13 protein-coding genes are annotated in these 14,883 nt (G+C 71.9%); 5 read left to right on the top strand and 8 right to left on the bottom strand.

Annotated features, from left to right (window positions below):
- The first annotated feature begins 142 nt into the window (after nucleotides 1–142).
- Nucleotides 143–691, top strand: coding sequence for a MarR family winged helix-turn-helix transcriptional regulator (locus RAN62_RS25385; RefSeq protein WP_305787263.1), 549 nt, complete (start codon nucleotides 143–145; stop codon nucleotides 689–691).
- Between the two features lie 41 nt (nucleotides 692–732).
- On the top strand, nucleotides 733–2,415 hold the full coding sequence (locus RAN62_RS25380; protein ID WP_305787288.1) for an MDR family MFS transporter: 1,683 nt from the start codon (nucleotides 733–735) through the stop codon (nucleotides 2,413–2,415).
- A gap of 147 nt (nucleotides 2,416–2,562) precedes the next feature.
- Here the strand turns inward: RAN62_RS25380 and RAN62_RS25375 are convergent, their stop codons facing one another.
- Entirely contained in the window at nucleotides 2,563–3,408 is an 846-nt protein-coding gene (locus RAN62_RS25375) for a helix-turn-helix domain-containing protein (protein ID WP_305787262.1), read from the bottom strand.
- A gap of 126 nt (nucleotides 3,409–3,534) precedes the next feature.
- Here RAN62_RS25375 and RAN62_RS25370 point away from each other — a divergent pair, with 126 nt between their 5' ends.
- A complete protein-coding gene (locus RAN62_RS25370) occupies nucleotides 3,535–4,314 on the top strand; it encodes an SDR family NAD(P)-dependent oxidoreductase (protein ID WP_305787261.1) in 780 nt (259 codons plus the stop codon).
- Nucleotides 4,315–4,371: 57 nt separating this feature from the next.
- Here RAN62_RS25370 and RAN62_RS25365 read toward each other — a convergent pair whose 3' ends face one another.
- Nucleotides 4,372–7,113: a penicillin acylase family protein gene (locus tag RAN62_RS25365; RefSeq protein WP_305787260.1), complete on the bottom strand. Its 2,742-nt coding sequence runs from the start codon at nucleotides 7,111–7,113 to the stop codon at nucleotides 4,372–4,374.
- A 115-nt stretch (nucleotides 7,114–7,228) separates the two neighbouring features.
- Between RAN62_RS25365 and RAN62_RS25360 the strand changes: the two genes are divergently transcribed.
- Both RAN62_RS25360 and RAN62_RS25355 read left to right on the top strand, forming a co-directional pair.
- Nucleotides 7,229–8,188 (top strand): zf-HC2 domain-containing protein, encoded by a 960-nt coding sequence (locus RAN62_RS25360; protein WP_305787259.1) that lies wholly within the window; start codon nucleotides 7,229–7,231, stop codon nucleotides 8,186–8,188.
- A gap of 1 nt (nucleotide 8,189) precedes the next feature.
- Complete coding sequence (locus tag RAN62_RS25355; protein ID WP_305787287.1) at nucleotides 8,190–8,732, top strand: RNA polymerase sigma factor; 543 nt, start codon at nucleotides 8,190–8,192, stop codon at nucleotides 8,730–8,732.
- Here the strand turns inward: RAN62_RS25355 and RAN62_RS25350 are convergent.
- From RAN62_RS25350 to RAN62_RS25325, 6 genes are all read right to left on the bottom strand, one after another.
- The gene (locus RAN62_RS25350; RefSeq protein ID WP_305787258.1) at nucleotides 8,722–10,203 is read right to left on the bottom strand and encodes an alpha/beta hydrolase; all 1,482 of its coding nucleotides are present in this window, start codon (nucleotides 10,201–10,203) and stop codon (nucleotides 8,722–8,724) included. The genes RAN62_RS25355 and RAN62_RS25350 overlap by 11 nt on opposite strands.
- 135 nt (nucleotides 10,204–10,338) lie before the next feature.
- On the bottom strand, nucleotides 10,339–10,767 hold the full coding sequence (locus RAN62_RS25345) for a spore germination protein GerW family protein (RefSeq protein ID WP_305787257.1): 429 nt from the start codon (nucleotides 10,765–10,767) through the stop codon (nucleotides 10,339–10,341).
- A gap of 5 nt (nucleotides 10,768–10,772) precedes the next feature.
- Nucleotides 10,773–11,522: an ATP-binding cassette domain-containing protein gene (locus RAN62_RS25340; RefSeq protein ID WP_305787256.1), complete on the bottom strand. Its 750-nt coding sequence runs from the start codon at nucleotides 11,520–11,522 to the stop codon at nucleotides 10,773–10,775.
- On the bottom strand, nucleotides 11,519–12,523 hold the full coding sequence (locus RAN62_RS25335) for an ABC transporter permease (RefSeq protein WP_305787255.1): 1,005 nt from the start codon (nucleotides 12,521–12,523) through the stop codon (nucleotides 11,519–11,521). The genes RAN62_RS25340 and RAN62_RS25335 overlap by 4 nt, the downstream gene beginning before the upstream one ends.
- A complete protein-coding gene (locus RAN62_RS25330) occupies nucleotides 12,520–13,632 on the bottom strand; it encodes a sugar ABC transporter substrate-binding protein (RefSeq protein ID WP_305787254.1) in 1,113 nt (370 codons plus the stop codon). Before RAN62_RS25330 ends, RAN62_RS25335 begins: the two co-directional genes overlap by 4 nt.
- Nucleotides 13,625–14,794 (bottom strand): aldose epimerase family protein, encoded by a 1,170-nt coding sequence (locus tag RAN62_RS25325; RefSeq protein WP_305787253.1) that lies wholly within the window; start codon nucleotides 14,792–14,794, stop codon nucleotides 13,625–13,627. The genes RAN62_RS25330 and RAN62_RS25325 overlap by 8 nt, the downstream gene beginning before the upstream one ends.
- Nucleotides 14,795–14,883: the final 89 nt, after the last annotated feature.

Below are 14,883 nucleotides of genomic sequence, written 5' to 3'. Positions count from 1 at the left end.
GGATGCATTCTGCAGTGCCTCAATGTTTCATGCAGGTTGCGCAAACGCCAGACTATCTTCTCGTTGAGCAAACTTGCGCACTGGGCAACATTGATGGATGCTTGTCTGTGGCAACCAACGACTTGGGAGGAGACGGACAGTCGTGGAAGGCGCGACGGTGGAGGTCGGCACCCGCCTGCAAGATCTGATGAAGGCGGTCCGGCTGCTCAAACAGCGTTCGGCGCAGCACAGCGCCGTGCCTCTGGGCTCGATCGGCATGCTCATGCGGATCGACCGCCTGGAGAGCGGGTGCCACTCCCGGGAGCTGGCCGTCTCCACCGCGCTCGACCCGTCGACCGTCAGCCGGGCGGTCGCCGCCCTGGTCGCACAGGGACTCGTGGCCCGTGAGCCCGACCCGCACGACGGGCGCGCGACCGTCCTGATCCTCACCCCCGCCGGCCGGGCCGCCCTCGACGAGGCCACCCAGTGGTACGGCGAGGTCCTCGGCCGCGCCCTCGACGGCTGGACCCCCGGCGAGGTCGCGTCGTTCAGCGCCGCCCTGCACCGCTTCACCACCGCCATCGAGGCGCCGTCTCACGAGCCCCCTTCTCACGGGACCCCGTCGCCCGGGACCCCGTCCCCGAGGACCCCGTCCCACGAGATTCCGGCTCGCGAGACCCCGTCTCACAAGATCACGGAGAACGCATCTTGAGCGTGTCCACGACTCCCGCGGCGACGGCACCAGCCGAGCCGATGAACCACCGGCAGACCCTCGAGGCCCTCAGCGGCCTGCTGCTCGTCCTCTTCGTCGCGATGCTCAGCAGCACGGTGGTCTCGACCGCCCTGCCCAAGATCATCGGCGCGCTGGACGGCTCGCAGACCCAGTACACCTGGGTCGTCACGGCCACCCTGCTGGCCGCCACGGCGACCACCCCGATCTGGGGCAAGCTGGCCGACCTGTTCAGCAAGAAGCTGCTGATCCAGCTCTCCATCGTCGTCTTCGTCGTCGGCTCGTTCGTCGCCGGCTTCAGCCAGACCGCGGGTCAGCTGATCGCGGCCCGCGCCTTCCAGGGCATCGGCGTCGGCGGCCTGCAGGCGCTGGTCCAGGTGGCCATCGCCGCCATGATCCCGCCCCGCGAGCGCGGCCGCTACAACGGCTACCTCGGCGGCGTCATGGCCCTCGCGACGGTCGGCGGCCCGCTGCTCGGCGGCCTGATCGTCGACACGAGCTGGCTGGGCTGGCGCTGGTGCTTCTTCGTCGGCGTCCCGTTCGCCGTGGTCGCGCTCATCCTGCTGCAGTTCACCCTGCACCTGACGACGATCCGCCGCGACAACGTGAAGATCGACTACCTCGGCGCCACGCTCATCGCGGCCGGGGTCAGCCTGCTGCTCGTGTGGATCTCCTTCGTGGACGACTCGTTCGCCTGGCTGTCCTGGCAGACCGCCGTCATGGTCGCCGGCTCGCTGATCCTGCTGGCCCTCGCCGTCCTGGTCGAGTCGCGCGCCGCCGAGCCGATCGTGCCGCTGCCCATCATCCGCGAGCGCAACACCGCGCTGGCCATCCTCGCGAGCCTCGCGGTCGGCATGGCGATGTTCGGCGGCGCCGTGTTCCTCGGCCAGTACTTCCAGATCGGCCGCGGCTACAGCCCCACCGAGGCGGGCCTGCTCACTATCCCCATGATGGCCGGTGTGCTGCTCTCCTCCATCGTGTCGGGCCGCATGATCACCGCGAGCGGCAAGATCAAGCCCTACATCATCGCCGGTACGGTCGTCCTGGTCGCCGGTTTCGCGATGCTCGCCGTCATCGACCACGAGACGCCGCTCTGGTACGTCGGCGTGAGCATGTTCCTCGTGGGCGCCGGCGTCGGCATGGCCATGCAGAACCTCGTCCTGGCCGTCCAGAACACCGTCGCCCTCAAGGACATCGGCGCCGCGAGCTCCACGGTGGCGTTCTTCCGGTCGCTCGGCGGCACGATCGGCGTCTCGGTCCTCGGTGCCGTCCTGGCCCGCCGCGTCACCGATCAGATCACCCACGACTTCGCCGCCGCGGGCATTCCCACCAGCGGCAGCTCGGGTGGCAGCAGCCTCAACCTCAACGGCCTGCCCGAGCCGGTCGTCCACATCATCCGCGCGGCCTACGGCGACGCGACCGGCCACATCTTCCTCATCTCGGCCATCATCGCGATCGTCGGCGTGATCGCCGCCGTCGCCCTGCGCCCGGTCATGCTGCGCGACAGCCTCGACCTGCCGGGCTCGGCGCCCCGCTCCGCGGCCGGCACCGCCACGAACGCCGCCGTGGCCGCCGACGCCGTCGACGGCGCCCCGGCGATCGACCAGGTCGACGTCTCCGGGTCCGGCCGTCCGGACCTTTCCCGCACGGACTCTCCCCGTCCGGACCTTTCCCGCACGGAGGAAGAGCGCTCCACCCGGCGCTGATCCCTCCTCGCAGCAGGCCGTCGCTCACCCAGCGGCGGCCTGCTCCCTTTCGCGCGCGTTCTGCGCCGCAACCGGCCGTCGTCGCTCACCCGGCAGCGGCCTGCTCGCTCTCCGCGCGCGTTCTGCGCCGCGACCGGCCGTCGTCGCTCACCCAGCGGCGGCCTGCTCGCTCTCCGCGCTGTATGAGGCGAGAAAGGCCAGCTTCTCGGCGCTGTCCGTGCCCGCATCGGGGTGATAGATCGCGAGCACGAGCGTCTCCACCGTGTCGGCGATGGTGAGCTTCTCCCGATTGAGCGTCAGCTCCCCGACCAGCGGATGGTCCAGCGTGATCGGCCAGCTCTGCCGCGCCTGGACGTCGTGCCGCGCCCACAGCACCCGGAACCGCTCGCTCGCCAGCGACAACTCCCCCACCAGCCCGACGAACCGGGAGTCCTGCGTATCGGGGCCCACCGAGCGGCGGAAGCCGGCCACGAGCCGGGCGGTCGTGTCGTCCCAGTCGGGATAGAGCTCCCGCTCGTCCGGGTCGAGGAACACGTCCCGGATCCGGTTCCGCCCGATGACGAGCCGGGGCGAGAGCGCGGTGGCGAGCCGGTTGGCGGCCAGGACGTCGAAGTACCGCCCCTCGACGAAAGCGGGCAACGTCAGGGCTGACAGCAGCTTGCTGACTCCTTCGGGAACCGATTCCCGTCGTGGTCGCCGCCGGGCCCGGGCCGGGGCCTGCTCGGTGAGCGAGAGCAGATAGGCGGTGCCGGTGGCGTCGAGCCCGAAGACCCGCGCCAGGGCCTCGAGGATCTGCGGGGAGGGCCGCCGGTCCCGGCCCTGCTCCAGCCGCAGGTAGTAGTCGGGGCTGATCCCGGCCAGCAGCGCCACCTCCGCCCGGCGCAGCCCCGGCACGCGCCGGTTCGCCCCGCCGGGCAGCCCGACCTGCTCGGGCCGCACCCGGGCGCGCTGGGCCCGGAGATGGTCGCCGAGCAGGTTGTCGCCAGAAGCCATGCCCGCATCGTAGGTCGCCGGCGGCCGGCCGGTCGTAGCCCTGCGAGGACCACTGTCACGGGGACGTACCCGCAGCGCGGCGGCCGGGACCACCATTGATCTCGAACCTCACGAAGGAGACAGAACATGACGGGACTGGCTGTCGTGACGGGTGCGTCGTCCGGGATCGGCCGGGAGTACGCACGCCGCCTCGCGTCACAGGGCATGGACCTGATCGCCGTCGGCCGGCGCCGGGAGCGGCTCGACGAGCTCGCCTCGGAGTTCCCGGCCGTCCGGGTGCAGGCCGTGGTCGCCGACCTCGCGACCCGCGACGGCATCGGGCAGGTCGCCGCCGCAGCCGCCGACCAGCCGGTGACGATGCTGGTCAACAACGCCGGCGTGGCCCACTACAAGCCCTTCGCCGAGCTGCTCCAGGCGGAGGCGGAGGAGCTGGTCGGCGTCAAGGTCCTCGCCCCCACCCTGCTCACCCGGGCCATCGCGCCGGGCATGATCGAGCGCGGCGCGGGCCGGATCGTCACTGTGGCCGGAATGATCGCGTTCAGCGGCCCGGCGACCCTGGACCAGGTGCCGCTGCGCCGGGCCGTGTACGCGTCGAGCCTCGCTTATGCGGTCGCCCTGTCCCAGACGCTGCACGCCGAGCTGTCCCCGCACGGCGTGCAGGTGCAGGTGGTCTGTCCGGGTGTCGTGGCCACCGAGTTCCACGAGCGGCAGGGCATGGACCTCAGCGCGGTCCCCCGCATGAGCGCCGCCGACGTGGTCACCGCGAGCCTGCACGGCCTCGACCTCGGCGAGACCGTCACCGCCCCGGGCGTCGAGCAGCAGGACCTGCTCGCCGCCGTCTTCGAGGCCGACCTGGCCGCCTTCGGCGCGCAGTCCCCCGAGCTGGCCGCCCGCTACCGCCCCTGACCGCCCGACGAGCAGCGTCAGAAAGGCAAGCGCGCGGACCGAAGCCCGCGCGCTCTCTCACCCCACCGGGTACGTGTCGTTGGCCAGCCACCCCCGCAGCAGGTTCTGCTCCAACGGGCTGCCCAGCTCCTCGCTCACCCCGCCGGCCAAGGCGTTCACCGACCTCCAGCCCGACGGCGTCGCCACGGCCACGAAGCGGCGCGCCGGGACCAGGCTGCCGGTGAACTTCTCCGGGGCGTCGGAGCGCAGCGGATGGCCCGCCACGTCCGGCACGTTGGCGCCACCGTCGACCGGCACTCCGGAGAGGCCCGGCAACGGCGGCTGGAACCGGTTCCCGGCGGACGGGATCGAGTACGGCGCTCCGAGCGGCGAGGCCAGCGTGATCCGGTGCAGCTTCCCCCACCGGTAGTCCCGCTGGTCCGCCGACCGCCCGAACGCCGGCGCGAAGGCCTCGCCCGCCGCCAGCGTGAGCGCGTCACCGAGGCTCTTCAGCACGAGGAAGTCCCGGCGGTCGGCTGCGTCGGCGATCCCGGGAACGGCGAAGAAATCGATTCCCGAGCGTCCCACCCCGTGCCGCGCGCCGAAGTCGTCCAGCAGCCGCTTCACCGCCTGCATCGCGTGGAAGTCGCCGGAGGCGGGCAGCCCGGGGACATGCCGGTCGAGCACCTCGGTCACGAACCGGCCCCGCCACAGCACGTAGATCGTGGCCGCCACGCTGGCGTCGATCTCCCGCGCTGACGGCTGCTGGAGCCGGTTCCCGCTGTCCGAGGCGTCGTAGCCCTCGGGGATGCCGGTCGGATACGTGTGGTCCCACCGGCCCAGGCGCCCGGCCGCCGCCACGATCCGGTCGTCGCCCGCGAGCTCGCGCAGCGCCGGCGTGGTGCTGGTCCGCGCGCGGGCCAGGGCGGCGGTGACGACCCGGGTGAAGTACCGGGCGTCGACCGCGGTCACGTCGGCCTGCATCGCGGTGACATCACTGGAACCGATTCCACCGCGTTTCACCGCGGCCCGGACCAGCTCGGTGAGGCGCCCGCCCCGGAAGCCGTTGTGGAAGAAGCCGAGGTACGCGATCCCGCCTCCGGGCCGCACCTCGTTCAGCACGTCGTTGTCGAACGAGTTCCGGGTCGGGTCGTTGTTCGCCGACACCACGAAGCCCGCCGGCGGGTTCACCGTCCGGGGGAACTCGGCGAACGGCACGATCTCGTACGGCACGGCCTGATGCGGCTGCCGATGCCGCACCGGCAGCCATTCGTTGCCCCCGGTCCCGTCCCGCAGCAGATAAGGCGGGTTGCCCGACACCCGGCCGGCCTGCAAGTCCTCCCGCACAGGCACCTCGGCCTGCGTGAAGTAGGCGATCGTCCCCCGCACATCGGCATAGACGAAATGCTGACCACCGACGTCGAAATGCTGCAACGCCGCCCGGAAATCGTTCACGTCGCGCGCCAGATTGAAGAGCCGGAAGGCCTCCAGCTCGCCCGTACCCGAGAACCCGGTGTACTGCACCGACAACGCCGTCCCCGCCGCCGAGTCGACCGTCAGCAGCGGCCCGTTGTTGCGGCGCGGCACGATCAGAGTCCGCGCCGGGATCGCCCCGCCCGGCGGCACGACACTGATCGCGTCACGCTGTCCCGGCGTCCGCGCGTTCACCCGGAACGTTTCGGGAATAGCCAGCACCGGTTCCCGTTTGTTCCGGTACACCGAGGACAGCCCGCTCGGCGAGGACGCGTCGGGGCGGATCTGCTCCACGTACGTGTCGGTCACGTCCATCAGGTGCTGCGTCGCCGCGTACGCGATCTGCCTGTTCTGCCCCAGAATCACGAACGGCGAGCCGGGCAGGCTGTCGCCGCGCACATCGAACCCCGCACCACGCAGATCGATCGGATGGAAGACAGCCGGGGTCTCAAGCCCCAGATGCGGATCACTGGCGAGGATCGGCCGTCCCGAAGCGGTGTGCCGCCCGCTGATGACCCACGCGTTGGAACCGCGGTCACCACTCCGGTTGAGCGCCTGTTCGATCAGCGGCACCCGCGAGGCCCGGGCCAGATAGCCGGAGGCCATCCGGGCGACCCCGGACGGCAGGCGGACGGGCTCGATGTCCGGCGTCCGCCCGCCGCGACCGGAACCGCCGGCCACCGGCGCCCCGGCGTCCGCGACCGGGGAGGCGCCGGTGAACGGCGCGAAGGGGAAAAGATCCTGGAACACCGCGGTCTGCCCGTCCCGCCCCGCGGCGTCGTACGCGCGAACCGCTGTCGTCCGGTCGATGTCGAGGTCGAACGACAGGCTGAAGGCAAGCGCTTTCAGCACCACGAGACTGTCCGTGACGGTCCAGGGCGCGACCTGGCTGACCTGCACAGCCGCGTACTGCCCCGGCAGCTGGTGGTGCGCGATCCAGGCGTTGACCCCTTCGGCGTACGCGGAAAGGGCCTGGCGGGTCGCGCCGGACAGCACGCCGAGCCCGCGCTCGGCCGCCCGCCGCAGGCCGAGGGTCCGCATCTGCACGTCGGCGGGCAGCGCGCTCGCGCCCAGCAGCTCCGCCAGCGTGCCGGATCCCCGCCGGCGTGACACGTCCATCTGGAACAGCCGGTCGTCGGCGTGCGCCCAGCCCTGCAGGTAGAACAAGTCGCGCGGGTCGGCGGCCGTGACGTGCGGAACCCCGGAGGCATCCCGCGTCACCGCCCCGCCGCCCCGCAGCCCCGGAATCCCCCCGGAACCGATTTCAGCGGAATCAGCCCGCCCGCCGGACACCAGCCCGGCGACGAGAACCCCCACGGCAGCCATCGCCACCCGCGAATGCCACATGACAAGCTCCTCTCCTCGCCCGGGGTTTCGCACGGACGGCGTCTCCGGACGGCGATCCGGCCGCCGCGTCGGGTAGCTGACACGCCCCGGGCCCGCGAGCTGCGAGCCTGTGGCGATGGTGGATGACTGGCACGCCGGTGACCTGCTCGGCGCGTACGTCCTCGAGGCCTGCTCGCCGGAGGAGGCGCGGCAGGTCGCCGAGCACGCGGACGGCTGCGCGACCTGCGCGGGCGAGATCGCCACGCTGCGGCGCCCGGCCGAATGGCTCGGCGTGTCGACGGCCCGGGCCCCGGCGCCCGCCCTGCGCGCCCGGGTCCTGGCGGCCGCCCGCGCGGCGCGTCCCGCCGGCAGCCGCAGTTTGACCGATTTCTATCGGGCGCAGGTCGCCGAGCTGGACGGCCTGCTGGGCGACCTCTCCCTGCCGCTCTGGCAGCTGCCGTCGCGCCCGCACCCCTCGGTGCGCCGCCTGATGGAGCACCTGTACGGCAACGACGAGCTGGTCGCCACCGCCGCCGGCCTGGACACCCCGCCGCTGGGCCCGGGCGCGCCCCCGGCGGACGTGCACCGGCACTGGCGGCAGCAGGCCGGCGCCCTGATCGAGCGGATCGACCGGACCGACGGGCGCCTCCTGGACCGCCCGGTGCGGCTGGCCGGGCGCCGGGTCGTCGAGCGGCCGCTGCGCGAGGCCCTGGTCCAACGGGGCTTCGAGACGTGGATACACGCCGAGGACGTACGCCGGGTGCTGCACCTGCCGCCGCGCGATCCGGGCGCGGAGCCGCTGGCCGCCATCGTGACCTTCGCGTTGCGCCTGCTCCCCGCCGCCCTGGCCGCCGCCGGCCGGGCCCACCCGGGCCGGGCGATCGACCTGGTCCTGACCGGCCCCGGCGGCGGCTCCCGGGAGGCACCCCTCGCCCCGGGTACGAACTCCGATGTGGTCGCCCGGATCGAACTCCCCGCCGCCGTCTTCTGCCGGCTGCTGGCGGGCCGGGTCAGTGCTCCGGACGCCGTCGTCACCGGGGACGCCACCGCCGCGGGCGACTTCCTCGCCGTGGCCGCCACGATGGGCTGTGACTGACATGCGCACGCTGCCGGAATCGGACGACGTGCGGCTGCGCGAGGGGCTGATCGCCGGCTCCGACGAGTGCCTGGCCGAGGCGTACGACACCCACAGCTCGCTCGTCTACGGCGTCGCGCTGCGCATGACCGGCGACCGCGGCACCGCCGAGGACATCACCCAGGACGTCTTCGTCGAGCTGTGGACCCGGCCCGAGCGCTTCGACCCGGGCCGCGCCACCCTGCGCGGCTGGCTGTGTCTCGTCGCCCGCCGCCGGGGCATCGACTGGCTGCGCCGCCGGACCACCCAGGCGAGCGTCCACGTCGTCATGCCCGTCCCGGAGCCGCAGTGCGTCGAGGACCACCTGCTCGCCACCGCCGCCGCCAAGGAGGTCCGCCAGGCCGTCGCCGAGCTGCCCGAGACGCATCGGCGGGCCGTGCTGCTCGCCTACTACGACGGGCTGACCTATCGGCAGGTCGCGCAGGCCCTCGGCATCCCGGAGGGCACGGCGAAGTGGCGCCTCCGCCACGCCCTCCGCCTGCTGGGGGAACACCTCACCGCGTGAGCGGCCGAACCGATCCCGCGGCCGCCAACGACGCAGTGGGATAGATAGCCGGGCAATGCTTCCCCTGACGGGGCAACCGCAAAGTCAGCAGGTACGCGTCCACAGCAGCCCGCGCACACGAGCTCAGCCGATAGTTCCCGTGCCCCACACCGTCATAGGTCAGCAACGTCGCGCTGGGGAGCTGGGCGGCCAGGTGCCGCGCCCACTGGTACGGGGTAGCCACGTCGTACCGGCTGTTCGTCATGAGGATCGGCGGCAACGACGGCGACGCCACGAGCCGGTGCGGCGGGTTCACGACCGGTCCCGGCCAGCGCTGACAGCCGGTCAGATCCGACCAGGCGAGCGCGCTCGGGCCGGCGTGCGGGGCGAGCCGCCACAGGTCCCGTTCGAGCCGCGCCAGCTCGGCGTACGACCGCAGATCGAAGCGGAAGTCCTGGCACATCACGGGCTGGTAGCCGTACGGAACGGGCTCGCCGCGCCCCCGGACGGCCGGGAGCAGCACGCCCTCCTCGTCGAGCTGCCGCAGCGAGCGGGCGAGGGTGAACCAGTCGGCGGGGTCGTACATGGAGCTGAACAGCAGCCCGGCGAGGTCCGTCGGCGTGGGCACGCGTTCGGCCTCGGTGCCCGGGAAGAACACCAGCTCGCCCGCCGCCGCCCGCTCGACCAGCCCGTCGTAGAGCGCTACCACGTCCTCGTCGTGCAGCGCGCAGTCCGCGGTCCGCTCGCACCACGCGGCGAACCGCAGGAACGCCCCCTCCTGGGCCCGCGTCTCCCACACCTGGTAGTCCCGGATGCCGAGCGAGTGGTCCATGCTCGAGTCGAGCGCCAGGGCGCGCAGCCGGTGCGGGAAGAGCTCGGCGTACTGCTGCCCGATCATCGTCCCGTACGAGACGCCGTAGTAGCTGATCGTCCGCTCGCCCAGCGCCGCGCGGATCGCGTCCACGTCCCGCGCCACGCTCGCCGTGTCCATGTGCCGCGCCAGCCGGCCCGTCAGCTCCTCGCAGTTCCGCCCGAGGGCTCGGTTGGCGTCGAGCAGCGCCGCGAAGTCCGCCGCGCTCGCGGGCACGAGCAGGTCGATCTGCCGGTCGACCAGGTCCACATCGCACACGTACGTGTGGCTGCGCCCCTGCCCGCGCGGATCGAACCCGACGATGTCGAAGCCGGCGGTCAGCTCCGCCGAGAACCGCGCCTCGGCATTCGCGGCCATGTCCACCCCGGACCCGCCGGGCCCGCCCGGATTGACGACCAGCGACCCGATCCGGCGCCCGGTGGCCGGCAGCTTCGCCACGGCGATGCCCACCGTCTCCCCGCGCGGCCGGGACCAGTCGACCGGCACCCGCACGGTGGCGCACACCATCCGGGCGGGACCGTCGACGCAGGGCCCCCAAGTTACCGCGGCGGCGGCCGACGGCACCGCCACGACGGCGACCCCGACGACCAAGGACAACAGCACGCTCAGGCCACGTCGCATGACACATTGGACCACCTCGATGACCCGGTGCGGAGACGCCGTTTTCCCGGCATCTGCGCCATGGGTCTCCGCGGACATGCTGTGCCGTACGGCCAGGGGCGCCCGAACCTGTCACCGGCGCCGCGAGCAACCGCCTCAGCCGTGGTGCCGGCGAGCCCGCAAGCCATGACCGTGGCGCCGGCCGTGCGGCCGCTTGCCCGGACGGCCACCCGAACGGCCCCGGAGGACGACCCCGGCGATCACCAGCGCGACCCCGACCAGAATCTGCCCGCCGAGGATGGCCCGGTTCACGTCCACGGCGGGACGCCACGTCACCTGCCCCTTGTCGAGGACGAAGACGCCCAGCCCCCGGCCCGAGGCGCCGAATCCGCCGCCCCCGCCTTCGGCGTCGCGATGGTCGCCGGACGGCGAAGGGCCCGAGCCGGACCCGCCGCCGTAGCCGTAGCCGACCTTGGCCACGGGCAGCAGGACGACGCCGTCCTGGGCGACCGGCTCGCCGAAGACGCGCCCGGTCGCGCCGCTCTCGGCCGACTGACGCAGGGTGTCGAGAACAGATGCGGACATGGTGATCACTCCTTGCGGCCCCGGCGGTACTCGGCGACCACCAGGTCGGTCAGCTCCTCCACGGTGACCTCGGCCGTCGGGCGGTCGAAGGTGACGGTGCCGTGCTGGAGCAGGTTGACCCGGTCGCAGACGTCGAGGACCTGGGCGTAGTTGTGGGCGATGATGATGATCGAGACGTCGCCGCGGCGCTTGAGGGCCCGGATCAGGTCGAGGATCTGGGTGCCCTCCTTGGCGCCCATCGCGGCGAGCGGCTCGTCGAGCAGAATGATGCGGGCGTCGGAGTAGACGGCCCGGGCCACGGCAATCGCCTGCCGTTGCCCGCCGGAGAGCTTGGCGACCTCGACGCCGACGTCGCCGATGGTCACGCCCATGTCCGCGAGGTGCTCGCGGGCCCGGCGGCGCATGGTCCGGTTGTCGAGCAGCGGGCCAATCCGCAGCTCCCGGTTGAGGAACATGTTGTGGTAGACGGACAGTTCGTTGACCAGAGCCAGGCCCTGGTAGACGGTGTCGATGCCCAGCGAGCGGGCGTGGTCGACGCTGCGCAGCACGACCGGGGTGCCGTCGACGGAGAGCTGCCCGGCGTCGGGGCGGTGATAGCCGCAGAGGATCTTGATCAGGGTCGACTTGCCGGCGCCGTTGTCGCCGATAAGGCCGAGCACCTCACCCCGGTCGAGGTGCAGGGTGACGTCCCGCAGCGCGGTCAGCGCCCCGAAGCGCTTGGCCACGTGCTCGACCTGCAAGGCTGGTGAGCTCACGGCGCCCCCGTCCGGCGCAGCCGGGACAGATACTGGTTGGCGATCATCGACAGCAGGATCGCGCCGCCCAGGATCAGCTGGAACGGGTTGGCGCTGACGCCGATGAGGTTGAAGCCGTTCTGCAGCTCGGCCAGGATCAACGCGCCGAGCAGCGCGCCGATGACCGTTCCGGACCCGCCGGCCAGCGCGGTGCCCCCGATCACGGCGGCGGAGATGGCCGTGAACGTGAGGGCCGTACCCCCGCCGATGTTGGGGTCGATGCTGTTGATCCGGAACGCTTCCAGCAGACCGGCCAGCGCCCCCAGCACGGCCGCGATCATGAAATTGCCGATCTTGATGCGGTGCACCCGGATGCCTGCCTCGGTCGCCCCGACGAGGTTGCCGCCGACGGAGATGGTGTGCAGGCCCCACCGGGTGCGGGTGAGCACGACATGGAAGAGCGCGACGACGACCAGGCACCAGATCAGCGACGCCCAGTCCGCCGCGCCGAGCACCGACTGGATGCGCCCGGCCGCCGCCGCGGGGATCTGCGCGGGATAGGCGTCCGAGGTCGTCAGCAGCACCCCGAGCAGGAAGTAGTACGACCCCAGCGTGGCCACCAGCGACGGCACGCGCAGCTTCGTGACGATCACACCGTTGCACCAGCCGATGAAGGCCGCGATCGCCACGGCGAGCACGAGCGCCGGGAGCACCGGGACGCCGTAGAGGTCGACCGCGTAGTGCACCAGGAACGGGGTCAGCGCCGCGACCACGCCGACCGACAGGTCGATCTCGCCGTTGACGAGCAGCATGACGATGCCCACCGCCACGATGGCGGCCGGCGCGGTGGCCTGGGCGATGTTGCGCAGGTTGTCGTGGGTGAGGAAGACCCCGTCGGTCGAGGTCTGGAAGTAGACGGCCATGGCGAGCGCCACCACGAGCACGCTCGCCTCGCGCCACCGCACCAGGAAGGTCCCGGTGCGGCGGGCCGCCGTGAAGGCCGTGGCGGGGAGAGCAGTCACGGGTGCGCGATCGGGCCGGAGCGTTCGACGAGCTTGACGGCGTTCGCCGAGCCCTCGTACCTCGTCTGCGTACTCTGATAGGGGGTGACGTTGTCCTTGGTCACGAACAGCAGGCCGGTGTTGGTCTGCGACGGTGACATCAGGCCGCCCGAGATCTTGTAGAGATAGAGGAAGAGGACCGGCAGGAAGCCCTGCAAATAGGGCTGCTGGTCGATCGTGTAGTCGAGGTCGCCGCTCTTGACCGACGCGAGCGTCTCCGGGATGAGGTCGAAGCCGCCCGCCGCCTTGAGGCTCTTGGCGCGCATGTCGTACTTCTTGACGGTCTGGCCGACCGCCTGGGTCGACCCGGCGTCCACGGCGATCATCGCCGCCAGGTCCGGGTGCCCCTGGGCATAAGCGTCGATGATGGACAGCCCCTTGGTCACGTCGGCGTTCGTCGCGACCGGGGTGAAGGTCACCGCACTGCCGGCGTCCTTGAAGGCCTGCTGCGCCCCGTCGATCCGCGGCTGGATGTTGAGCTGACCGGGCGTGGCGATGAAGCCGGCCACGGCGCCCGACTGCACCAGCTGCAAGGTGCGCTGCCCAAGGGCGTAACCCGATTCGAAAAGACCCTGCCCGATGTACGCGAGCCGGTTGCTCCCGGGGTCGTCCCGCGCGCCGTCGGCGTTGTACGAGACCACGGGGATGCCCGCGTCCAGCGCCTGATCGATCGGGCCGCGGAACGCGCTCTTGTCGACCACGGACACCGCGATGCCGTCGGCCTTGCCGCTGATCGCCGTGTTGGTGGCGTTGACCATCTCGGCCACCACGGAATTCTGCGAGCCCGTCCACTGGTACGAGCAGCCGAGCAGCTTGCAGGCGTCCTCGGCCCCGTACTGGGTGGGCGTGAAGAACGGGTTCGTGGTCACGTGGTTGACGAAGACGAACTTCCAGTTCGGTGTCTTCGGGAAATTGCCGATCGTGGACGCCTCGCCCTGGTCGTCGCCGCACGCGGACAGCAGGGCGGTCGCGGCCAGGGAGGCGCTGGCCAGCCCGGAGCCGGCCAGCAGACGGCGGCGCGTCGGCCCCTTCGGCAGGCGGTCGGCGGCCCGGGTCAGGACGTCATCCATGGCTCACCCCCAGCCGATAGACGGTGGTCGTGCGATAGGTCTCCCCCGGCCGCAGCACGGTCGACGGGAAGGTCGCCTGGTTCGGCGAGTCCGGATAGTGCTGGGTCTCCAGCGCGAAGCCGTCGCCCTGCCGGTACATCCGGCCGCTCTTGCCGGTCAGCGTGCCGTCGAGGAAGTTCCCGGCGTAGAACTGCAGGCCCGGCTCGGTGGTCAGCACGGTCAGCTGCCGCCCGCTGCGCGGATCGGTGGCTTGCGCCGCGACCTCGAGCTTCCGGTACGACGCGTCGCGCCGGTCCAGCACCCAGTTGTGGTCGTAGCCGCGGCCGATCACCAGTTGCGCGAACCCGGACCGGTTGCGCTCCCCGATCGCCGTAGCCTTCCGGAAGTCCATCGGGGTCCGGGCGACCGGGTCGACGGCTCCCGTGGGGATCAGCGTGGCGTCGACCGGCGTGTACCGGCTCGCGTTGATCCGCAGCCGCGTGGTGTCGATCGTGCCGGCCCCCTCGCCGGCGAGGTTCCAGTACGCGTGGTTGGTCAGATTGACCACGGTCGGCTCGGTGGTCGTCGCCCGGTAGTCCATCCGGATCTCGTGCCCGCGGGTCAGCGTGTACGTGACCACGGTCGTCAGCGCCCCGGGGTAGCCCTGGTCGCCGTCCGGGCTCGTGAACTCCAGCCGCAGCGAGACGGTGTTGCCGGTGCTCGCGGGCGTCGCCTTCCACACGCGCTTGTCGAAGCCGGTGGTGCCGCCGTGCAGGCTGTTGGGCCCGTCGTTGACCGGCAGGTGATAGGTCACGCCGTCGAGGACGAACGTCCCCTGGGCGATACGGTTGGCGTACCGCCCGGTGATGCAGCCGAAGTACGGGCTCTTCGCCTCGTAATCGGCCAAGTTCCCGAAGCCCAGGGCCACGTCGGCCCGCTTGCCGTGGCGGTCGGGCGCCTCGATGCTCTGGAGGATCCCGCCGTACGTGAGGATGCGCACCCGCAGCCCGTTGTTGACCAGGGTGTACCGGTCGACGGCCTCGCCCCCGGTCGTCGTACCCCAGGCTTCCCGGGTGATCGAGGGGGCCGCGGCGGCGTAGGAAGTCGACGGGCCGGCCACGCCGAGGCCGGCGATCAGAAGCACGACGGCACCCAGCCGGGCACCGGTGAGTCGTGTTGACATGGCGCATCGCCTTCTTCCGGCGGATGCCGCACTGCCTGCCAGGGGGCGGTGCCGCACCCCGGATCGCAATCGTGTCCCCGAAGTTACGA

It is taken from the genome of Symbioplanes lichenis, from assembly GCF_030709675.1.
Classification (GTDB): domain Bacteria; phylum Actinomycetota; class Actinomycetes; order Mycobacteriales; family Micromonosporaceae; genus Actinoplanes; species Actinoplanes lichenis.
This window is presented reverse-complemented; position numbering and strand designations above follow the sequence as displayed.